This window comes from Alistipes provencensis (assembly GCF_900083545.1).
Lineage (GTDB): Bacteria > Bacteroidota > Bacteroidia > Bacteroidales > Rikenellaceae > Alistipes > Alistipes provencensis.
The window spans coordinates 2,773,007-2,794,490 of the sequence record NZ_LT559262.1 but is presented as its reverse complement, the minus strand read 5'-3'; the positions used below and the strand labels follow the sequence as shown (position 1 = coordinate 2,794,490).

26 protein-coding genes and 2 pseudogenes are annotated in these 21,484 nt (G+C 49.1%); 16 read left to right on the top strand and 12 right to left on the bottom strand.

Features of this window, described 5'->3' with window-relative positions:
* Positions 1-23 precede the first annotated feature (23 nt).
* The 9 genes and pseudogenes from BN5935_RS10880 to BN5935_RS10840 all read left to right on the top strand — a co-directional run.
* Positions 24-236, top strand: a pseudogene (locus tag BN5935_RS10880) (DUF4141 domain-containing protein); the annotation flags it as partial.
* 565 nt (positions 237-801) lie between these two features.
* Positions 802-2,607 (top strand): reverse transcriptase/maturase family protein, encoded by a 1,806-nt coding sequence (locus BN5935_RS10875; protein ID WP_064976125.1) that lies wholly within the window; start codon positions 802-804, stop codon positions 2,605-2,607.
* Between the two features lie 115 nt (positions 2,608-2,722).
* Positions 2,723-3,136: pseudogene (locus BN5935_RS10870) on the top strand (DUF4141 domain-containing protein); the annotation flags it as partial.
* 3 nt (positions 3,137-3,139) lie between these two features.
* Complete coding sequence (gene traJ, locus BN5935_RS10865; protein WP_004291518.1) at positions 3,140-4,144, top strand: conjugative transposon protein TraJ; 1,005 nt, start codon at positions 3,140-3,142, stop codon at positions 4,142-4,144.
* A 31-nt stretch (positions 4,145-4,175) separates the two neighbouring features.
* Entirely contained in the window at positions 4,176-4,799 is a 624-nt protein-coding gene (traK, locus tag BN5935_RS10860; RefSeq protein ID WP_004291519.1) for a conjugative transposon protein TraK, read from the top strand.
* A 27-nt stretch (positions 4,800-4,826) separates the two neighbouring features.
* Positions 4,827-5,114, top strand: coding sequence for a TraL conjugative transposon family protein (locus BN5935_RS15420; RefSeq protein WP_018697145.1), 288 nt, complete (start codon positions 4,827-4,829; stop codon positions 5,112-5,114).
* Complete coding sequence (gene traM / locus BN5935_RS10850) at positions 5,095-6,447, top strand: conjugative transposon protein TraM (protein ID WP_004291521.1); 1,353 nt, start codon at positions 5,095-5,097, stop codon at positions 6,445-6,447. Before BN5935_RS15420 ends, traM begins: the two co-directional genes overlap by 20 nt.
* A 34-nt stretch (positions 6,448-6,481) precedes the next feature.
* Entirely contained in the window at positions 6,482-7,468 is a 987-nt protein-coding gene (traN, locus tag BN5935_RS10845) for a conjugative transposon protein TraN (RefSeq protein WP_004291522.1), read from the top strand.
* A 2-nt stretch (positions 7,469-7,470) separates the two neighbouring features.
* Positions 7,471-8,043, top strand: coding sequence for a conjugal transfer protein TraO (locus BN5935_RS10840; RefSeq protein WP_064976123.1), 573 nt, complete (start codon positions 7,471-7,473; stop codon positions 8,041-8,043).
* 109 nt (positions 8,044-8,152) lie between these two features.
* On the opposite strand, the gene BN5935_RS10835 is transcribed toward BN5935_RS10840, so the two are convergent.
* The 3 genes from BN5935_RS10835 to BN5935_RS10825 are packed head-to-tail and all read right to left on the bottom strand — an operon-like array spanning position 8,153 to position 11,698.
* Positions 8,153-9,151 carry a tyrosine-type recombinase/integrase gene (locus BN5935_RS10835; RefSeq protein WP_064976122.1) on the bottom strand — a complete coding sequence of 333 codons (999 nt, stop codon included), beginning with the start codon at positions 9,149-9,151 and terminating at the stop codon, positions 8,153-8,155.
* Positions 9,144-10,082: a tyrosine-type recombinase/integrase gene (locus tag BN5935_RS14915; RefSeq protein ID WP_082944112.1), complete on the bottom strand. Its 939-nt coding sequence runs from the start codon at positions 10,080-10,082 to the stop codon at positions 9,144-9,146. Before BN5935_RS14915 ends, BN5935_RS10835 begins: the two co-directional genes overlap by 8 nt.
* Positions 10,079-11,698 carry a tyrosine-type recombinase/integrase gene (locus BN5935_RS10825; RefSeq protein ID WP_064976120.1) on the bottom strand — a complete coding sequence of 540 codons (1,620 nt, stop codon included), beginning with the start codon at positions 11,696-11,698 and terminating at the stop codon, positions 10,079-10,081. Before BN5935_RS10825 ends, BN5935_RS14915 begins: the two co-directional genes overlap by 4 nt.
* Before the next feature lie 178 nt (positions 11,699-11,876).
* On the opposite strand from BN5935_RS10825, the gene BN5935_RS10820 reads away from it, so the two are divergent.
* The 4 genes from BN5935_RS10820 (at position 11,877) to BN5935_RS15695 (ending at position 14,257) form a co-directional block, all read left to right on the top strand.
* Positions 11,877-12,779, top strand: coding sequence for a toprim domain-containing protein (locus BN5935_RS10820; protein WP_004291524.1), 903 nt, complete (start codon positions 11,877-11,879; stop codon positions 12,777-12,779).
* A complete protein-coding gene (locus BN5935_RS10815; protein ID WP_004291525.1) occupies positions 12,776-13,279 on the top strand; it encodes a DUF3872 domain-containing protein in 504 nt (167 codons plus the stop codon). The genes BN5935_RS10820 and BN5935_RS10815 overlap by 4 nt, the downstream gene beginning before the upstream one ends.
* Positions 13,276-13,803, top strand: coding sequence for a glycoside hydrolase family protein (locus tag BN5935_RS10810; protein ID WP_004291526.1), 528 nt, complete (start codon positions 13,276-13,278; stop codon positions 13,801-13,803). The genes BN5935_RS10815 and BN5935_RS10810 overlap by 4 nt, the downstream gene beginning before the upstream one ends.
* Positions 13,804-13,867: 64 nt before the next feature.
* Positions 13,868-14,257 (top strand): hypothetical protein, encoded by a 390-nt coding sequence (locus BN5935_RS15695; RefSeq protein ID WP_004291527.1) that lies wholly within the window; start codon positions 13,868-13,870, stop codon positions 14,255-14,257.
* Between the two features lie 33 nt (positions 14,258-14,290).
* Here BN5935_RS15695 and BN5935_RS10800 read toward each other — a convergent pair whose 3' ends face one another.
* The 9 genes from BN5935_RS10800 to BN5935_RS15410 all read right to left on the bottom strand — a co-directional run bounded on the left by BN5935_RS10800 (position 14,291) and on the right by BN5935_RS15410 (position 18,139).
* Positions 14,291-14,599: a hypothetical protein gene (locus BN5935_RS10800; RefSeq protein ID WP_004304290.1), complete on the bottom strand. Its 309-nt coding sequence runs from the start codon at positions 14,597-14,599 to the stop codon at positions 14,291-14,293.
* A 53-nt stretch (positions 14,600-14,652) separates the two neighbouring features.
* Positions 14,653-14,898 (bottom strand): DUF6956 domain-containing protein, encoded by a 246-nt coding sequence (locus BN5935_RS10795; RefSeq protein WP_004291529.1) that lies wholly within the window; start codon positions 14,896-14,898, stop codon positions 14,653-14,655.
* A complete protein-coding gene (locus BN5935_RS10790; protein WP_004304291.1) occupies positions 14,895-15,128 on the bottom strand; it encodes a DUF3873 domain-containing protein in 234 nt (77 codons plus the stop codon). The genes BN5935_RS10795 and BN5935_RS10790 overlap by 4 nt, the downstream gene beginning before the upstream one ends.
* Positions 15,129-15,147: 19 nt before the next feature.
* Positions 15,148-15,405 carry a hypothetical protein gene (locus BN5935_RS10785; protein ID WP_004291531.1) on the bottom strand — a complete coding sequence of 86 codons (258 nt, stop codon included), beginning with the start codon at positions 15,403-15,405 and terminating at the stop codon, positions 15,148-15,150.
* A gap of 24 nt (positions 15,406-15,429) precedes the next feature.
* Positions 15,430-16,761: a PcfJ domain-containing protein gene (locus tag BN5935_RS10780; RefSeq protein ID WP_004291532.1), complete on the bottom strand. Its 1,332-nt coding sequence runs from the start codon at positions 16,759-16,761 to the stop codon at positions 15,430-15,432.
* Positions 16,758-17,174: a PcfK-like family protein gene (locus BN5935_RS10775; RefSeq protein WP_004291533.1), complete on the bottom strand. Its 417-nt coding sequence runs from the start codon at positions 17,172-17,174 to the stop codon at positions 16,758-16,760. Before BN5935_RS10775 ends, BN5935_RS10780 begins: the two co-directional genes overlap by 4 nt.
* 13 nt (positions 17,175-17,187) lie before the next feature.
* A complete protein-coding gene (locus BN5935_RS10770) occupies positions 17,188-17,409 on the bottom strand; it encodes a hypothetical protein (protein ID WP_004291534.1) in 222 nt (73 codons plus the stop codon).
* A gap of 11 nt (positions 17,410-17,420) precedes the next feature.
* Positions 17,421-17,636, bottom strand: a complete 216-nt coding sequence (locus BN5935_RS10765; RefSeq protein WP_004291535.1) for a hypothetical protein — start codon at positions 17,634-17,636, stop codon at positions 17,421-17,423.
* 161 nt (positions 17,637-17,797) lie between these two features.
* Positions 17,798-18,139 carry a hypothetical protein gene (locus BN5935_RS15410; RefSeq protein WP_227962251.1) on the bottom strand — a complete coding sequence of 114 codons (342 nt, stop codon included), beginning with the start codon at positions 18,137-18,139 and terminating at the stop codon, positions 17,798-17,800.
* A 607-nt stretch (positions 18,140-18,746) separates the two neighbouring features.
* On the opposite strand from BN5935_RS15410, the gene dapB reads away from it, so the two are divergent.
* Genes dapB through BN5935_RS10745 form a run of 3 tightly spaced genes read left to right on the top strand, consistent with a single transcriptional unit; the run spans position 18,747 to position 21,476 of the window.
* Positions 18,747-19,502 (top strand): 4-hydroxy-tetrahydrodipicolinate reductase, encoded by a 756-nt coding sequence (dapB, locus tag BN5935_RS10755; protein WP_064976119.1) that lies wholly within the window; start codon positions 18,747-18,749, stop codon positions 19,500-19,502.
* A 19-nt stretch (positions 19,503-19,521) separates the two neighbouring features.
* On the top strand, positions 19,522-20,874 hold the full coding sequence (gene lepB, locus BN5935_RS10750) for a signal peptidase I (protein ID WP_064976118.1): 1,353 nt from the start codon (positions 19,522-19,524) through the stop codon (positions 20,872-20,874).
* Between the two features lie 2 nt (positions 20,875-20,876).
* Positions 20,877-21,476, top strand: a complete 600-nt coding sequence (locus BN5935_RS10745; RefSeq protein ID WP_064976117.1) for an IMPACT family protein — start codon at positions 20,877-20,879, stop codon at positions 21,474-21,476.
* Positions 21,477-21,484: the final 8 nt, after the last annotated feature.

Sequence of the window (21,484 nt, the reverse complement as noted above, 5' to 3'; positions counted from 1 at the left end):
CAACCACTAAAATCCAAAGTAACATGAGAACAAGAATAACAATGATTATCTGCCTGTGCCTGCTTTTCGCGGGCAGGGCAAGCGCACAGTGGGTCGTAAGCGATCCGGGCAATCTAGCGCAGGGCATCATCAATGCCTCCAAAAACATCATCCATACCTCCAAGACCGCCACGAACATGGTGAGCAACTTTCAGGAGACGGTGAAAATCTATCAGCAGGGCAAGAAGTATTACGATGGTGCGCCCGTATAGGCGATATAATAAATGTAGCATTGGCAAGCTATTAGGTAAGTGTTCCAATATTTACCTATCATCACCAGCTTATCTGCCCACGAAAGGACGGCAGGGAGTATAGCACGCTGGAAAGCCATAAGTCAATTAGTTATCAAATTGCAACTGAATGGTGAGATGAAACAGATAGATACGAGGATAAAATCCAAACTGATTGAATGATAGTCCAAGTGAACCCAGTATGTTTTATAGTGAAAGATAACTTAACTCGCTATACCGTAATACCTCTGTTGCGAGCGTCGTGTAGTAGAGGCAGGAACAAATTACGGCACAACCGCAGTAAGCGGTAACGGGCGGAAGTCATATCCGACAATCTATCATAGCCATGTTATTATATCGTAAACGGGGATTGCCTAAATCGGAACGCCGCAAGGCTATTAGGTACAGACCTATGAAAATCCGACAAGGCAACGGAGCTTCCGTAGTAGTCTGAGCAGGGGAAAGCCCTGTACATGGCGAAGGGAAGCAGCTAATAATTTTAATGCAAATAACGGAAAATGTGAGAGACATTATGAGAAGTCCAGAGTATGTATTAAACAGTCTAACGGAACACAGTGAAAATTTGAATTACAAGTTTGAACGCTTGTACCGTATCTTTTTCAATGAGGAAATGTATTACGTTGCCTACCAACGCATATATGCGAAACCGGGCAATATGACAGCAGGTGCAGATGGGAAAACCATTGACCAAATGAGCCTGAACCGAATTGAACAACTGATAACATCGTTGAAAGATGAGAGTTATCAGCCCCAACCCTCAAAACGGATGTATATCCCAAAGAAAAATGGGAAAATGCGTCCATTAGGTGTACCAGCTTTTAATGATAAATTATTGCAGGAAGTGGTCAGAATGATATTGGAAGCCATCTATGAAAGACAGTTTGAAAAAACGTCACATGGCTTCCGACCTCTAAGAAGCTGCCACACTGCCTTGTCTGATATTCAGAAGACATTTTCGGGCGTGAAATGGTTCGTAGAAGGTGATATTAAGGGATTTTTCGACAATATCAATCATGAGATACTGATAGGTATTCTGAAAGAACGTATCGCTGATGAAAGATTTATTCGCTTGATTAGAAAATTTCTGAATGCAGGATATATCGAAGACTGGAACTTTCATAACTCCTACAGCGGAACACCGCAAGGCGGAATTGTCAGCCCTATCTTGGCAAACATATACCTTGATAAGTTGGATAAATTCATGAAGGAATACACTGGAAAATTTGATAAGGGGAAAGAACGGAAAAGAACTAAACAGGTAGTATCACTTGAAGGCAAACGACACCGTATTCTGAAAAAGTTGAAAGTGGTAAAAGACAAAAGTGAAAGGTCAGAATTGATAAGACAATATAAGGCTTATCAAAAAGAAGGTTTGCAGTATTCTGATGGTGACGAAATGGATATGAACTACAGAAAACTCAAATATGTGAGATATGCGGATGATTTTCTAATTGGAATTATTGGCAGTAAACAAGATGCTATCACCATCAAAGAGGACATAAAGAACTTCCTCTATGAAAAGTTGGCTCTTACACTGTCCGATGAGAAAACACTTATCACCCATGCTGAAAACGCTGCAAAATTTCTCGGATATGAGATTTTTGTAAGAAAATCCAATGACACCAAAAGAAGCAAATACGGAGTACTAAGACGTGTCTTCAATAAGAGGATACAATTGGCACTTGGAAAGGATACGTTTAAGAAAAAGTTGCTCGAATATCGTGTTTTAGAAATAAAGATACACAACGGCAAGGAGTATTGGAAAGCAAAATCCCGTCCCAAACTTTCAAACAACAATGACTTTGAGATACTTGACAGGTACAACAAGGAAATAAAGGGCATTTACAATTACTATTGTTTGGCTAATAATTGTAGTAGTCTGTCAAAACTTGGGTATATCATGAAATATAGTATGTACAAAACATTTGCGCAGAAATATCGGACAACGATGTCGCAAATCCGAAAAAAGTACACCAAGAATGGACTTTTTTCAGTTAGATACTATTTAAAGAACGGTACTGCCAAAGACTTGACCTTTTATCATGGTGGGTTCAAAAAGAAAAATCCAATGAACATTAAGGATTTAGACAACTTGCCCAAATTCACATATCATCCTACAAACACAAGTCTTATAGATAGGCTGAAAGCGGAAAAATGTGAATTATGTGGAGCAGTCGATAAGTTAGTGATGCACCATGTGAGAAAATTAAAAAATCTTCAAGGGAAAACTACCTGCGAAAAACAAATGATGGCTCGCAAACGAAAGACTATTGCCATATGTGGTAAGTGTTACAAAAAACTCAGTAACAATGAATAGATTGATATTATTAGTAGAAAGCCGGATACGCGGAGACGTGTACGTCCGGTTTGGGGGCGAGCTTCCGAAAACCCACCGTAGTAATACGGCAGGGCGTTGGATGCTTAGCCTACCCCTCAAATCGGTGAACAATCTGGTCAAGGACGCCCGCAAGGTGCAGCAGACCATCCTGATGGTGGGCGACATCACAGACATCTATGTGAACAGTTTCCAACGGATGCTCCGTGACGGGAATTTCAGACCCGAAGAGCTTTCCGCAATCGCTTTCGGCTACACGAAACTGCTGGAGGAAAGCAACGAAGTGTTGACGGAACTCAGGAACGTGGTGAACATCACCACGCTCTCCATGACCGACAAGGAGCGCATGGACGTGGTGGAACGCTGCCACTCGAAGATGAAGCGTTACCGCAACCTCGTGAGCTACTACACGAACAAGAACATCTCCGTGAGTTACCTGCGTGCGAAAAAGAAGAACGACCTCGACCGCATCATGGGGCTGTACGGGAACATGAACGAAAGATACTGGTAGCCTATGAAGTTCGACAACCTTCATCAGATTTTACGTTCACTTTATGAGCAGATGATGCCGCTGTGTGGGGACATGGCTGGTGTGGCGAAAGGCATCGCCGGGCTGGGTGCGCTGTTCTACGTCGCCTACCGGGTATGGCAGTCGCTGGCGAGAGCTGAACCGATAGACGTATTCCCGATGCTCCGTCCTTTTGCCATCGGTCTGTGCATCATGTTCTTCCCGACTGTGGTGCTGGGCACGATAAACAGCATCCTCTCACCCGTCGTACAGGGCACGGCAAAGATGCTGGAGGCGGAAACGCTGGACATGAACCGATACCGGGAGCAGAAGGACAAACTGGAATACGAGGCGATGGTACGCAACCCCGAAACCGCCTACCTCGTGTCCAACGAGGAATTTGACAAGCAACTGGAGGAACTCGGCTGGTCGCCCTCCGACATGGTGACGATGGCGGGAATGTATATCGACCGGGGAATGTACAACATGAAGAAGAGCATCCGCGACTTCTTCCGCGAGATACTCGAACTGCTGTTCCAAGCCGCCGCCCTCGTGATAGACACCGTCCGCACCTTCTTTCTCGTGGTGCTGGCGATTCTCGGTCCGATAGCCTTCGCCCTGTCGGTATGGGACGGTTTCCAAAACACGCTCACGCAGTGGATATGCCGCTATATACAGGTCTATCTGTGGCTACCGGTATCGGACATGTTCAGCACCATACTGGCGAAGATACAGGTTCTGATGCTGCAAAACGACATCGAGCGGATGCAGGCAGACCCGAACTTCTCGCTGGATTCGAGCGACGGGGTGTATATCGTATTCCTCTGCATCGGCATCATCGGCTACTTTACCATTCCCACCGTTGCGGGCTGGATTATCCAAGCCGGAGGCATGGGCGGTTACGGTCGCAACGTGAACCAGATGGCGGGACGAGCCGGAAGCATGGCGGGCAGCGTGGCGGGTGCAGCCGCAGGAAACGCAGTCGGACGTGTCGGCAAATTGCTGAAATAATCAATGTGCAATCATAAATTGGAAAATATAAATGGAATTCAAATCACTTAGAAACATCGAATCGTCGTTCAGGCAGATACGCCTGTTCGGTATCGTCTTCCTCTCGCTGTGCGCCGTGGTGACGGTGTGGAGCGTGTGGAACTCCTACCGTTTCGCAGAGAAGCAACGGGAGAAAATCTATGTGCTGGACAACGGCAAGAGCCTGATGCTCGCCTTGTCTCAGGATTTGTCGCAGAACCGCCCGGCGGAGGCACGGGAACATGTGCGCCGTTTCCACGAGATGTTCTTCACGCTATCACCTGAAAAAAGCGCGATTGAACACAACGTGAAACGTGCCTTGCTGCTGGCGGACAAGAGCGTGTACCACTATTATTCGGACTTCGCGGAGAAGGGGTACTACAACCGCATCATCGCCGGGAACATCAACCAAGTGCTGAAGGTGGACAGCGTGGTGTGCGACTTCAACGCCTATCCCTACCGTGCCGTGACCTACGCCACACAGAAAATCATCCGGCAGAGCAACGTCACCGAGCGCAGCCTCGTGACCACCTGCCGCCTGCTGAACGCATCGCGGTCGGATGACAACCCGAACGGTTTTACCATCGAGGGTTTCACCATCATTGAGAACAAGGATTTACAGACTATCAAACGGTAACAGGACATGAAAAGTATCAGAAAATCAATGTGGGGCATGTATTGGAAACTCCACGACAAACGGAAACGCTTGGCGGCAAGTCTCAAAGGGTATCTGGACGGCTTGCCGCCGGAAACACGCCGCCGCATCGTGCTGGGGATGTTCGCCGCCTTCGCGGTGCTTGCCCTTTACACCTTCGGCAGAGCCGTCTATGACATCGGCAGGAACGACGGCTCACATATGGAAACGGGACACGCCGGACGGGTGGAACTGCCGACCCCGGCGGAAACAGGCAATCACTTAACACCTTATTTATATGGAACAGACAAAGAATGAACCGACGAAAGAGAACAAAGCTGCTCCCGAAACGGGGAAACCGAAAAAGGAGCGCGAACCGCTGACAGAGGCGCAACGGCTGAAACGGCAGAAGATGATCGTGCTGCCCGCTATGGTGTTGGTGTTCATCGGGGCGATGTGGCTGATATTCGCCCCGTCCTCCGGCAAGGAGCAACCGCCGGGAACGGACGGATACAACACCGAGATGCCCGACGCTGACAAGGCGAACCGGCAGATTATCGGCGACAAGCTGAAAGCCTACGAGCATGGGGAGATGGAAGAGCGTCAGGAGAGCCGCAACCGTGCCATCGGGCAGCTGGGCGACATGTTCGACCGCGAGATAGCGGGAACGGAGAACGGAGTGGACTTCGACCTCGCCAATCCGGGCGGCAAGGAAGAAAGGGCAAAGCCAGCCACGCCGCAGACCATCCAGTCCTCCGCAGCCGCCTACCGTGACCTGAACGCCACGCTCGGAAACTTCTACGACCAGCCGAAAAACGACAATGCGGAGATGGACGAATTGTTGGAGCGCATCGCATCGCTGGAGTCGGAACTGGAAAGCGAGAGGGGCAAGGCTTCCTCTATGGACGAGCAGGTGGCTCTTATGGAGAAGTCCTACGAGCTGGCGGCAAAGTACATGGGCGGTCAGAACGGAGGACAGCCATCGGCGGAACAGAGGGCAGAGCCAACTACCGTGCAGAAAGGGAAGAAGAACAAGGCAATGCCTATCAGACAGGTGGAGCATCAAGTAGTTTCTTCACTCTCACAGCCTATGAGTAACGCGGAGTTTGTCGCCGCCTTATCGCAGGAACGCAACCGGGGTTTCAACACGGCTGTCGGCACGGCGGAGGTATTGGACAGGAACACCATACCGGCGTGCGTGCATGGGGCGCAGAGCGTGACGGACGGGCAGACGGTAAGGCTGCGCCTGCTGGAGCCTATGGCGGTGGCAGGCAGGACAATACCCCGGGGTGCGGTGGTGGTCGGCACGGGCAAGATACAGGGTGAGCGGCTCGACATCGAGATTACCTCGCTGGAATACGACGGCACGATTATCCCCGTGGAGCTTGCGGTCTATGACACGGACGGACAGCCCGGCATCTTCATCCCGAACTCGATGGAGATGAACGCCGTCCGGGAGGTCGCCGCCAACATGGGCGGCTCGCTGGGAAGCAGCATCAACATCTCCACCAATGCCGGGGCGCAGCTCGCCTCCGACTTGGGCAAGGGGCTGATACAAGGCACGAGCCAGTACATCGCCAAAAAGATGCGAACCGTCAAGGTGCATCTGAAAGCCGGGTACAGGGTCATGCTTTACCAAGAAAAATATTGAAAACAATAAAAATTACCACTAAAATCCAAAAGTAATGAGAAAAGTAATCATCATGTTTGCCCTCGCTATGGGCATCATAACTGCCAACGCGCAGGAGAATGTAACCGTTGAAACGACCAACGGAAGTGAACAACCGACCTTGACGAAGGAGGTCTATCCGCAGAAGGAGGCGGACGGCGACCTATATCACGGGCTGTCACGCAAGCTGACCTTCGACCGCATGATACCGCCGCACGGTCTGGAAGTGACCTACGACAAGACCGTCCACGTCATTTTTCCGGCGGAGGTGCGCTATGTCGATTTAGGCTCGCCCGACCTGATTGCCGGGAAAGCCGACGGAGCGGAGAACATCATCCGTGTGAAGGCTACCGTAAGGAATTTTCCCAACGAAACGAATATGTCCGTCATCACGGAGGACGGCAGTTTCTACACCTTCAACGTGAAGTACGCCGCCGAACCGCTGTTGCTCAACGTGGAGATGTGCGACTTCATCCATGACGGCAGCACGGTGAACCGCCCGAACAACGCGCAGGAAATCTATCTGAAAGAGCTGGGCAGCGAAAGCCCGATGCTGGTGCGCCTTATCATGAAGTCCATCCACAAACAGAACAAGCGCGAGGTGAAGCATATCGGCTGCAAGCGTTTCGGCATCCAATACCTGTTGAAAGGCATCTACACGCACAACGGCTTGCTTTATTTCCACACGGAGATAAAGAACCAGAGCAACGTGCCTTTCGATGTGGACTACATCACTTGGAAAATCGTGGACAAGAAGGTTGCGAAGCGTACTGCCGTGCAGGAGCAGATTATTCTGCCGCTCCGCGCGCAGAACTACGCCACCCTCGTGCCGGGCAAAAAGAGCGAGCGCACGGTCTTCACGATGGCGAAGTTCACCATCCCCGATGACAAGTGCCTCGTGGTGGAATTGAACGAGAAGAACGGCGGCCGTCACCAGTCCTTCGTGATTGAGAACGAGGATTTGGTACGCGCGGGTACCATCAACGAACTTCAAGTACGCTGACCATGAGAAAGTACATCGCAATAATCATCGCGTCGCTTGCCCTTTTTACAGGGCAGGCGCACGCCCAGCGGTGTCTGCCGAAGATGCAGGGCATCGAGGTGAGGGCGGACATGGCGGACGGCTTCAATCTCGGCGGCAAGGACGGCGGGTACAGCTTCGGGGCGGCTCTCTCCACCTACACGAAGAAGGGGAACAAGTGGGTGTTCGGTGGCGAATACCTGTTGAAGAACAATCCCTACAAGGACACCAAGATACCCGTGGCGCAGTTCACGGCGGAGGGCGGCTATTACTTCAAGATACTGTCGGACGCCCGAAAGATTGTTTTCGTCTATGCCGGGGCTTCGGCTCTCGCCGGATATGAGGCGGTAAATTGGGGGAAGAAGGTGCTGCATGACGGCTCCACGCTGCACGACCGGGACGCCTTCATCTACGGCGGTGCGCTGACGCTCGATGTGGAGTGTTACGTGGCAGACCGTATCGCCCTGCTTGCCAACCTGCGGGAGCGTTGCCTTTGGGGTGGCGACACACGGAAGTTCCACACGCAGTTCGGGGTCGGGATAAAATGTTATATATAACATTTGATTCCAAATGTTGTATAGTCACTTATGTGTTGTTGGCCCTAAAAAGGTCAACAACACATTTAAAATCAGAATATTGATAAAAGTAAATACCACATAATAATATCTACAAATTATCTAAAAAGCTCATCAACTCCTCGTCCTCTTTCCAACGTTTACTGCTGTGATTCTTGCATTCCACTTCACAACAAGCCAGAGCTTCAGCTTTCATTTTAAGATTAATTTCAGCGTAGATATTAGTCGTATTGACAGAGACATGTCCTAGCCAAGCCCTAATTGTATTAATATCAACACCGGCTTGTAGCAAATGTGTAGCCGTAGTATGCCTTATAGTGTGTGGACTTACTCTTTTTTGCAATATTGAAGGATAAGTTGCTGCTACCAGTTTTGCATATTTCCCAACAATAGTATAAATACCAAAGCGAGTGATAGGTTGATTAAGCCTGTTCATGAAAACATTTTCTGAACTATCTCGTTTTTCGATTTGTACCTTTAGTTCTTCCACTGTACTTTTCCACAAAGGACACCTTCTTGTTTTATTTCCTTTTCCATGAAGACATACGACCTTCTTCTCCATAAACAGATCGGATATCTTTAGATTGGCTGCTTCGTCCGCCCGTGCACCGGTATTGTATAAAAACAGAAGCAACGCATAATCCCTTCTTCCTTGTCCTATTTTACGATTAGGAGCCTCCAGTAAAGCATTCATTTCATCCTTATCCAAATAGGTTATGATTGTCTTCTGGTATTTTTTGACAGGTACAGTATGTACGATTCTGCTCCATTCTACATGCTCGGGGGAGTTTTGACCAACGAACTTGGATAAAGCAAATATGGCAGTCAACCTTTGATTTCTTGTTGATGCGGAACATTTTCTACTCTTTTCGATATTTTCCAAAAATAAGATTATATTGTCCGGAGTTATATGCTCCAGCAGAATTTCTTCCGCCTTTACTTTTTCTTCTTTTGAAAGAAACGGTATCAACAATTTAAAAGTGTCTCTATAACTAAGTTGTGTGTTTCTGGAAAGATTTCTTTCGGTTATAATATATTCCAGCAAGAATCGTCTTATCCAATAACTTAAATATTTTCTTTGTTCATTCATAATCAATGTAATTTTCAAAAAGTTTACAAGCTTCTTTCAGTAATTCAGGAATCATTGAGAGATAGACAGATGTATGAGAAAGCTGTGTATGCCCTAAATATGAAGACAATAAGGGCAGCAGACTTTGTACATCTTTTTGTTCAGTATACCATGTCACCAATCTGTTGGTGGCAAAAGTATGGCGCAAATCTTGGATTCTTGGCTGAAATCGCCCTCCGTCATTTCGACTTATACCAGCTTTTTTTCTGATATGCTTAAAGCAGGAACTAAAAGTATGGATATTGACAGGATGTCCCCTGTCATCTACAAACAGGGCTGATTTCTCGCCTTGCGGATAACCGTTTTTTTTGCGCCACTCCAAATATTCCGCAAAACGACATCCCACTTTCTTTCCAAACGGGACAATTCTCGATTTATAGAATTTTGACTCACGGATTACAGTCAATGATTCATACATATCAATATCCTCCAGTTTCAAGTCCAACGTCTCATGTATTCTTAATCCCAACGTATATGTTATCACCAATATGGTTTGTGTCACATATGGAATCATGTGACCTTTCCTTCTTTGATAAGTCAAAGCACTATCAAACAAGGATTTCAACTCGCTGTTGCTATAGATATATGGAGTGATATGATCCGGTCGCTTTGGCAATACCTGTTGTAATGGGATTTCCTTCACATATCCTCTTGACAATGCCCATGTATAGAATCCTTTCAATGCTGTATATTTAGAAAACCAGTTGGAAGTTACCATCCCTTTCGGGGCATATAAAAAATCAGATACAATATCCCGGTTTATTAATGCCAGCCCACAATCCTCTCCGACGTAACGACAAAAGCTGCACAAGATATTTCTGTTGTTCTTAAACTTTTCTCCAAGCGACTGGCGATAAGCAATGTATACGGGCATGATTTCTCCTATGGTCATAGTAAGCCCTCCCAATTCATATCAGCCACTTTCCTAAGACTCAAAAGGTCAACTTTCGCATAGATACGAGTTGTGTCAAGTGACTGGTGTCCCAAATAATCGCTTACCTCTTTCATTGTAAAGCCGGAATTGACCAAAAGGGTGGCGCTACCGTGACGTAAACAGTGCGCCCCATAATGTTTCAAAACAATATCTTGTTGACGCAGACTGTCACTTACGATTTTGTAAACGGCAGATGTTGAAACCGGTCTATACGGGGCATCCATACAGAGGAAAACATACTCGGAATGACTTTCATTCTGTCTTATTTCCTTGAGATAGTGAAGAATGGCATCGCCCACGGATCTAACCAGCGGAAAGGTTTGCGGACGACACCCCTTTGCTCTTCTTAAGTGTAGCAGTTCTTTCCTCCAATCCAGATCTTTCAATTGGAGATTGGCAAGTTCGTAAGTCCGTATGCCGTAAACCGCAAAGATTTGGAGTATGGCATAATTACGGATTGCCGACTTCTCGTCCGTGTTGTAATATTGCACGGCTTGTTTGATATTATCTCTTTGTGGCGCATATGGAATATTTTCTTCCGAATACACCCGTGGAGAATATATGGAACTTGAAATATTCTCCATACACCATTTTTTTTGCTCCGCGTACAAGAAAAAAGAACGGAGTATGGAAGTTAAGCCAGCGATAGACCGTCGGGACATTTTTCCCTCCTCATGCAAGCAGGTGATGATGGTATCTATATGCTTAGGAGTTACTTCATGCAATACATTACATTGCTTTCCTAACAGAAGGAATGCTCTTTTCAATACCAGATATCTACTTTTGTATGTTTGCAGAGAGTAACCACGGACATTTACTAAATAGTCCAGGTATTCAATTGCCATTTTCTCAAAAGGGAACGTGTCCTTTTTATTGTCAAGACATTCCATGAATCCCAACCAGCCTTTCGCATATCTGAAAAAAACTCTCTCTCCGTGAGGTGAATATTCGATAGTCCTTCTTGTTACATTCTTTTCTTTTGCCCATACCTTGGACGCTTCTCTTATTTCATCAATATTGACAACCCTTAGGCGTTCCATAGATAAATACTTTATAATGTGAAGTTCATACTCCGCAATTGTCTTTAAAGTATTTCTTGTCGCACCAAGTTTCTCCCAATGTAGAAGGTATTCTATGCGCTCTTCTAAAAAAGGAGCCATTAGCATTTTTTTTCTGGTGTATCTCCTTCTAAATAATGTATTGAAGACAGGGATTGAGTCTTCCAATCGGCTTTCCAAACGGTTGATGTAACTTAGCCATTTGGTGATTGAGGCTTCCATCTTCCCTTTGCTTTGTGAACTGAAAGCCGTTTGTTTTGATCGACTTATGCCAGTTTGTCCCCATTCCTCTACAATCTTTCTTATTGCGTTGACTGATACCAACGAAGAATCATTGTCTGAAAGTTTTAGAAGTTCAACACCTCTAAGCATATGAACAGCCAAACGTAACAGGTAATCTTTATTACTATTTACGTTTGTCTGTATATACTGCAAGTAACCTTCACGCTCTTCAAGTAGAGGTGCATCCAAATGTCTCCGTAGGTGAGACTTTTCGAAAATCAATTGTTCTAACATACATGTAACTTTTTAGATTTGACAATACGATAATTACAATTTGAATTACAATAATAGTAATAAAATTATGTTGTACTAAATCTTGGAAATAATCTGAATTATAGCGATATAACAATAGTATAACACATAAGTGACTATACAACATTTGGTATCAAGTTCATCATCAACTGACACGGGCATGGAAAGGACGGAAATAGATGCTGTCAGAAGGATGCCGCTTGCGGATTTTCTCGCACGGCTGGGGCATGAGCCTGTCAGAAGGAGCGGTAACGAGCTGTGGTATCTTGCCCCGTACAGGGGCGAGCGCACATCCTCTTTCCGTGTGAACGTGGCGAAACAGCTCTGGTACGACTTCGGTTTGGGCAAGGGCGGCGACATCTTCACGCTTGCCGGGGAGTTTCTGCAAAGCGATGACTTCATGAAGCAAGCGAAGTTCATAGCGGAAGCCGCCAATATGACGGTTGCCGGATGGGAAAAGCCCGTCTATCTCTCGAAGCCGACCGAATCCGTTTTTGAGGATGTGGAGGTCGCTCCGCTGCTCCGCTCACTGCTGACGGAGTATTTAGAGGAACGGGGCATCCCTTACGCCATCGCATCCCGTCACTGCTGCCGCTTGAACTACGGTGTGCGTGGGAAACGGTATTTTGCCGTTGGCTTTCCGAACATGGCAGGTGGCTATGAAGTCAGAAGCCGATATTTCAAGGGTTGCATACCTCCGAAGTCTGTATCACTGGTAAAGGCGAATGACATCCCGGCTGACGAGTGCCTCGTGTTCGAGGGCTTCATGGACTTTCTCTCTGCCGTGACGCTTGGTGTAACCGGTAACGCTGACTGTCTTGTGCTGAACTCAGTCGCCAACGTGGAGAAGGCGGCGGGATTGCTGGACGGATACGGGCGCATCGGCTGCTTCCTCGACCGTGACGAAGCCGGACGGCGGACGCTTGCCGCACTTACCATGCGATACGGGGAACGTGTCACCGACCGTTCCTCCCTCTATGACGGTTGCAAGGACTTGAACGAGTACCTGCAACTGACAACGAAAAAACAGAAAAACAACCATCTAAAAATCGAAGAACAATGAACATACTGAACAACAGAAACAAGAGAACATCAATATTCAAGGCAGTGGCGTTATGCCTGATAGCCGCCATGTCATTCACCCTCGTGTCATGTGACGATGACATGGACATCCAGCAGTCCTATCCCTTCACGGTGGAGGTCATGCCCGTGCCGAACAAGGTAGTAAAGGGGCAGACAGTGGAAATCCGCTGTGAACTGAAAAAGGAGGGCGACTTTTCGGGTACGCTCTATACCATCCGCTATTTCCAGTTCGAGGGGGAAGGCTCGCTCAAAATGGATAACGGCATCACCTTCCTGCCTAACGACCGCTACCTGCTGGAGAACGAAAAATTCCGCCTGTACTACACGGCGGCGGGTGATGAGGCGCATAATTTCATCGTGGTGGTGGAGGATAACTTTAGCAACTCCTACGAACTGGAATTTGACTTCAACAACAGGAATGTAAAGGACGACGATCTTACCATCGTTCCCATCGGCAACTTCAGCCCCTTGTTGAAATGATGCGTGTATTCATGACAATGCTCTGTTCACTTCTGACGGTCTGTTCTGTGTCCGCGCAGATCAGCCGCCAAGAGGGAACGGACGGGCAGGCGGCAATCTACCGACTGCCGCTTATGGAACGTGCTTTTTTATGCTGCCGCTACTTTGAAGGCTGGCACTCAGAAAAACACTACCCATACGTCGGTTGGGGTCACAAACTTTTGCCAAACGAGAAGTATTCGGCACGAACCATGACAAAACGGGATGCGGATGAACTTTTGCGGAAAGACCTGCGCAAATTTGTCGCCATGTTCCGTAAATTCGGGGTTGATTCGATTTTGCTTGGCACGTTAGCTTACAATGTGGGACCGGCGAAGCTGTTAGGCAGCAAAACAATCCCCAAAAGCACCTTAATCAAGAAGCTGGAAGCTGGTGACAGGAACATCTACCGTGAGTATATAGCCTTCTGCAACTACAAAGGAAAACGCCACGCCATGCTGCTCAAACGGAGAAAGGCGGAGTTTGCGCTGTTGTATATCCCATAAAAGGACTGACAAAACTGGCAAAAGACGTGCCATATTTAACTTGGCACGTCTTTTGCTCTATCACTTGATAGATTATCGTAGGATTTTCTCGTTAATTGACATCGTTGAGCCATTTTTGCCTATCGGTTTCCAAATAACACTTCAAGTTGTAAGTGTTGTGAGAGCAATACAAAACATAGTTATTAACCATAAAAAGTATAGCGAAATTATGAAGAAAGTATTTAGGAAAATTCAGAAAGGAACAACAAAAATGATTGAACGTATCAAATCGTTGGGGGAAATGGAGACGAAGCAGAAATGTGTAGTTCAACGGTTCGAGATTATCATTCCCCTCCACCAAAAAATAACGACCCAATATATAGCCTCCGCAAGTTTTACTTGCGGATTTTTTAGTTATCGCAGATTGGACAAAGGTTTCTTTGCTACTTTCTTTGTCCGCCATCATGCTCACTGAAAGAAAGTAGGGCGGCTCTCGCCGCCCCGCCACTCAAAAGCGTGTGTAAAGTCCCGTCACCATCGTGAACATTTCCTCCAGCATATCAAAATAGATACCCTCGTGTACGGCAATGTCCTTTGTCTTGCACTCAAAGGTCTTTTTGCTGAACGTCCTGCGGTAGAAGCGCATATTGTAGAGGTCTGCCCCTTCGTCATAGATGATGTCAAGGCGGTTGGCACTTGTTTTGTTCCTTGCAAGGCTCATCCGTAAGCCGTTGCCCATATCTATGAAATCACGGCTACCTGTCATGGCGGTGAAGCGTTTTCCGCCTATCTGCTGTAATATCGTCTTGGCTATCATATCTTTTGTTTTTAGGGTTTTAAGTATTGGCGGTGCGGACACCGCCATCCCGTTCAAAATTCTCGCATTTCGGAAATGGGGGTCTGCCGTTGTAGCCACTCTTTCACACATTCCATATTGTACTCGCTCGTGATGACTGCCGTATGGCTGTCGGTGGCGGTGAAACGTGTGCTTTCGTAATCATCTATCCACCCCTTGAGGGTGTCCGTTCCCCACGCTCCGGTATCGTCAAAGATACCGTCCAATGCCGTGATAGGTTCGCTGAACTTGACTATCAGCGTTTGATAGGTCGTGTTCATAGTCTGTCCTCCTTTCCCTTCTTTGCGTTCAGCCACTTGTCCCGTGCGGCTCGGCACTCGTCCAACGTGGGTTTGACACAAGAGAACAATTCTCTGTCTATGGGGTGGCGGTAGTCGTACTGCACAAGTGTCCGCCTGCGTCTTCCGATACCCGATTGGAAACGCTCGTATTTCTCCGTACCTGCTTCCGCGCAGGTGCTTACTCCGTTGATGGTCATTCGTGTTGTCATAATGTTGCTTTTTAGATGGTTAAAAATGTACTGACAGAACTCTGTTCTTCATCACCATTTCGGGGTTGCTTGTGTAGCGTTGGTGCAGGTAGAAATGGTGTGAGCCGAAGCCGTAAAGGAAAAACTTGTCAAGTTCGTGCTTCTCGGCAAACTCCTTTACGCTCTTTCTCAATTCCCCCTCACTCGTTGTGAGAGTGAGGAGGTTCACAAATTCAAGGAACATCGTGGGGATTGCATCATCCCACACACAAATCATACTTTCAATTCTTACTTCCATATCAATGTTGTTTTAGGGGTTATGCTATGCCGCTTTCATCCGCTCACGGATAAGGTTGGCGTTCTTGTTCACAAGGTCTATGATGCGCTCGTGATATTCGGTGTCCTGGTTGTGCTTGCCGTGGCACTGCACCACTTCGAGGGTTCGCAAGTCCACCTCTACGGTTTCAATAATCTCATCGCCAATCCTTGCCGATAGTATGAGGGTGTCGGCTTTCTTGTAGTATCCACTGCCAAACACGCAGATGCCCTGCGTCTTGCCCTCGTTGTAATACTCGTCTATGCTTTCAAGCACCTTGACGATTATTTCCTCGTCCGTGATTACCAAGCCGAAGAATTTGGATTTGTTGGCGATGAAATCCTCCGCATCTTTCTTTCGTTGGAGTTGTCGCTGTTGCTCACGCTCACGCCTTTCAATCTCCCAACGGCGTTGCTCTGCGGCTCTTTCCTTCTCGTGTATGGCTTCAATTTTTCGGGTTGCGTTGTCGTGTGCCGCCATGAAATCTTCGGGACAGATGTTCTTCGGGTTACGGAGGTCTTGACCGAGTTTTTTGAGCATACGCAGATAGTCGCACCACATTGAGAGGTTGTCTATCTGATACTTGTGACGCTTGGCAATCAGATATGATGCCCAACATTCATCGGCAGTACGGGTATTGAAAAGAAAGTGTTTCATGACCTCAATCTCACCGCCTTTCATAAGGGTTTCAATTCTTGGGTCTGAAAGCAAGGCTTTGAAAAGACGCACGGGGGAGATGCCGTGGAAATCGCCCTTGAAGCCGTTACGTCTGAGTTGGGGCAATATCCTCATCTTTGGATATGCACAGCTTCTTGCCACCACATCATCGTATAGGCTGTTGTGCGGTCTTACCTCCATATCGCTGCCTAATGCCCACACATCGCAATAGCAGAAAAGGAAGCCACGGAGCAACGCCATGTCCGTAACCTTGCCGTCGGGTGAAATCCAACGCTGCACGACCTCGTGGCAGTAGAAACGCATCGGTTCGCCTTTCCTGCTCTCGCATCTGACCTGCGCCACGCGGATTACCTGATACCCTTTGCAGGTGGTTATCACGCTGAAATTCTGCGTTTCCTTGTAGATGCGTCTGCGTGTGTCCTGCACTTTGAGTTCGGCATGGCATTTGGGGCAGGTGCAGCCTTCAAGGGTGTCGCATAGTCCGCTGTCGCTGTGCCACTCGTGACCGCAGTCGGAACAGGTGATGTTCCCTTTCTTGGTGCGGTAGCCGATATGCTCAACGCAGTGGCGGTATGCCCAATCTATTTGTGTCGCTGATATGGGGCGAAGGTTGGCGGAAAGTCTTGCCACCTCTTTCTGTATCTTGGTCTTCGGTTTCATAAGCCTAAATCAAATAATGAGGGTTGGGGTTGGTTTTCTTTTCTCGCTGACGGTCTGTGGCGGTTCTGCAACTTGCGGAGTTCCTCCTCTTGGTATTTGCGGACAGCGTTCTGACGTGCCTCCGCCTTTTCCTCTGCCGTGAGTTTCACAACGTGGTTCACAACCACTTGGCAGTCCATCGGTTTGCCCACCTCTATCTCGTTTTCCTCATAGTAGTGGATGGCTTGCCCGAATATCTCTCCGTCCGTGAAACCGTTGCAACCGCTTTTCTGCACATAGTTCAGAATGTGGGTCACGCACTCGTCCATGTTCTTGGCAGGGTTGCGGTACTTCTTTGCAAATAGCGCATCTTCCTCCGCACGCTGTTCCAAGTACATATATATCGTTCTCTTGAAATGGTCTGTTCCTTTCATATCGCTGTCATTTTTAGATTATCTGTTTCAGTATCTCTCTCCAATAGGTCGGCTCTACCTCGCTGAGAAGGAAGTCCATGAAATCCCTCCGTGCGTCCTTGTTCAGTTCGTGGTACAATCTTCGGAAAGTTTCAAAATTGCCGTTGATGTACGTTTCCACCATATACACGAAGATGTTGTCCACCTCGTAATATCTGCACTGCTGCGCTGCCGTCTTGCTGTTTCTTTTTGCCATGTCGGTAAGGGTTAAAGGGTGAATAACCAAAGGATGAAGCCAAAGAAGGCAATGGTGGAAAGGATAGCCACGATTACACCTATCGCCACTCGGAACACTCCGTTTACAATCTCTCTGATGATGCCCCAAAGGATGCCGAACACCCCGAAGGCGGTGCGCATCATCAAGCCGCATATCGCCAACCCGATGTGTTGCGCCATTTGTCTGAAATTTGCCGTTGCCGTCATATCTTCGCTGTTTTTGATTTTTTTGTTTTTAATGCGGATTCAAGAGCTGAGGGAGTTGAGTTTCAAACTATCTTATCTGCCTCTCGTTTATCCGACATTTTTTTTATGCGTCTTTCTGTCGCATCGGTCGTTTTCGTTTCGGGTGCTTGAAAAGGTAGGGATTAGGGAATGCAAGGTTTTTCGGTCAAAATACTACCCGCAGGGCTGGAGATTTTTACCGAAAACAGGAGGCTTGACCTTGCTTTCCCGTCCAATCCCGGAATTACCTTTGCGCCCAGAACGAAAATGACTGACTGATGCGGCTTACTGAAAGGCGCAAAATGGAGGTAAACGAAAACAGAGGCAGATTGTGTAGAAAAAAACTTCAGGGGAAAATCCGTAAAAAAAAGAATCACCAAAAGGAAAAAGACATCACCGGAAGCGTGAAAAGGGCAAACCACAACAAAGGAAGTATGATTGTTTCCGATCCGACGGAACTTGTTCAGCCGGGTGGCAACAATCATTCTTCCCGGTTTGTCCGGCTGTGTGTGGGCGCCTGTTTCATTCATGGGGCAGGCTGACACACTCTGCATTCACTTTCCGCTTCCGGCAAAAGAGACAGCGAAAAAAGAAAAATCATTTGAAAACCCGTAAAAGCACCTCTTGGCATAGGCGCAAAAGAAAGGGGCATTGCTTCATCTGTCTAAACATCGTTTAGGCGTGAGGCAATGCCCTTTTCTCCAGCTATGCGGTAGTCGGCACACGTTTGTTCCAAACTCGTTTTGGGCAATGGTGTGCCGACGGACAATACCGCTTTTACGGAAAATTCTTATGAATGAGGGGATAAAAAACGGGAGTTTATATCAAAATCTCGAATTAAATAGCTACTTTTGCATACGAAGAGTTCTTTGAAGGTTACGCAACGCGCAGAAGGATAATGCAGTAGATAACTAACTAAATCGTAACCTATTACTATCAAGAGCAATTAACCTACGCTCATTTCCAATAAATTACACTCTTTTCGTAACTTCTTTTGGCAAATATACAAAATTCCGGAATACTATTGTACTCCCTCCTGCGTTTAGATTCATAAATAATTCGTATCTTTGTACGAATATCTTGATAAAACAAATGAAGGCTGCAATTATCGGATACGGCAAGATGGGCCGTGAAATCGAACGGATACTCGCCGAAAGGGGCCACGAGGCGGCCCTCGTCATCGACACCGACAACGCACACGAACTCGACGCGGAGCATCTGGCGGGGATCGACGTGGCGCTGGAGTTCACCACGCCCGCGACCGCTTACGCCAACATCCGCACATGTCTCGAGAACGGCGCGGCGGTGGTGAGCGGCACGACGGGCTGGACCGACCGGCTCGCGGAGTTGCAGGAGTTGTGCCGCGAACGGGGAGGAGCGCTGTTCTACGCATCGAACTATTGTCTGGGCGTGAACCTGATGTTCCGCCTCAACCGGCAGTTGGCGGCTATGATCGGCCGCGTGGGGGGCTACGACGTGCGCATCGAGGAGGTCCACCACACCCAGAAGCTCGACGCCCCGAGCGGCACGGCCATCACGCTGGCCGAAGGCATCCTCGACAACCTCGCCGACAAGCAGGGCTGGGTCAACTACGCCCCGGGCATCGCGCACGCCACGAACCGCGTGGAGCGCAGCGAGGATACCCCGGCCGACCGGATCGAAATCCGCTCGGTGCGCGAAGGCGCCGTCCCGGGCATCCACACCGTGACCTACGAGTCGGCGGACGACATGCTGGAACTGAAACACACGATCAAGAACCGCCGCACGCTGGCGATGGGGGCCGTCGTGGCCGCCGAATTCCTCTGCGGCAAACAGGGCGTCTTCGGGATGGACGACCTGCTGAAATAGTTGAAATAACCGATACAAAATGGGAAAAATCAGGGATTTACTACGCAACAAATGGGTCGGGTTCACGCTCGCCGCACTGCTCTATACGCTTTGGTTCGTGGTCTGGACAGGCAACCTCTGGCTGCTGTTGGGACTGCCGGTCATCTTCGACCTCTACATCACGAAGTTCTTCTACCGCTATGTGTGGAGCCACAACGTGAAGATGTGCCGCCAGAGCAAGGTCTACAAGACCGTCTACGAATGGGTCAACGCCATCATCTTCGCCACGGTCGTCGCCACGCTGGTCCACATTTTCTTCTTCCAGATGTACGTCATCCCCACCTCGTCGATGGAACGGTCGCTGCTGGTGGGCGACTATCTCTATGTGAGCAAGGTGGCCTACGGACCCCAGATGCCCAACACGCCGCTGTCGTTCCCGTTCGTACACCACACGATGCCGTTCTCGCAGACCAAGAAATCGTTCTCCGAGGCGATCAAGTGGCCGTACCACCGTCTGAAAGGACTCAAGCCGATCCGCCGCAACGACGTGGTGGTCTTCAACTTCCCGGCGGGGGACACCGTGCTGCTCGAGGACCCGGCCGTGACCTATTACGACGTCGTGCGCGAATTCGAACGTTCGTTCGGCAAGGAGGAGGGACGCAAGCGTCTCAATCAGGAATACACGATCATCAGCCGCCCCGTGGACAAGCGCGAGAACTACATCAAGCGCTGCATCGCCATCCCGGGCGACTCGCTCGAAGTGCGTGACGGACAGGCCTTCATCAACGGGCAGCCGCAGGAGGAGGTGCCGGGACTGCAATACAGCTACGTCGTGCAGACCTCGTCGCCCTTCACGCAATACGCCATCGACAACCTCGGCATCCGGGAGTATACCGGCAACGGCTCGGGGTATTTCATGACACTCACGGACGAAATCGCCGAAAAGGTCAAGGAGCTCAGCAACGTCATATCGGTCCGCCGCTACATCTACACTCCCAACAACGGCGTATTCCCGCAGTGGGACGAAGCCCGTTGGAGCCAAGACAACTACGGTCCGATCTGGATCCCGGAGAAGGGCGCCACCGTGCGGCTCACGGCTGAGAACCTGCCGCTCTACCGCCGCATCATCGAGGCCTACGAGGGCCACAAGCTCGAGGAGCGCGACGGCAAAATATACATCGACGGTGCGGAAGCCACGGAGTACACCTTCGCCATGGACTACTACTGGATGATGGGCGACAACCGCCACAATTCGGCCGACTCGCGTTTCTGGGGCTTCGTGCCCGAGGACCACATCGTCGGCAAGGCGTCGTTCGTATGGCTGTCGCTCGATGCCAACAAGCGTTTCCCGGCCAACATCCGCTGGGAGCGTCTCTTCCGAAAAGTGAAATAACGGTGGCCGGCGACAGTTATCGAACCGTCGCGGCCCCGGCCGAAGCCGCCTGCCGGGAGCGGAGCAGCAAGTTCCTCTCTTGGATATATCCCGTGCGCTCGGAGGAGGAGATCCGCGAACGGCTCGACGCCCTGCGCAAGAAATATTACGACGCCACGCACCACTGCTACGCATGGCGGCTGGGCCCGCACGGCGAAGCGTTCCGCTCGAACGACGACGGGGAGCCTTCGGGAACCGCCGGGAAGCCGATACTCGGGCAGTTGCTTTCGAACGACATCACCGACTGTCTGGTGGTCGTGGTCCGCTATTTCGGAGGCACGAAGCTGGGAGTTCCGGGGCTGATCGCCGCCTACAGGGAGTCTGCGGCCGAAGCCATCGCCGCGGCGGAGATCGTGGAACTCACGGTGGACCGCACGGTGGAGGTGGATTTCCCCTATGTGGCGATGAACGGCGTGATGCGGGTCGTCAAGGAGGAGCAGCCGAAGGTAGTGTCGCAGACCTTCGACAACCTCTGCTCCATGCGGCTCACCATCCGCGAAAGCCGCGCGGAAGCGCTCGTCGAAAAACTCCGGAAAGCCGGCGGGAGCATTGCGGAAAATTAGTTATACAA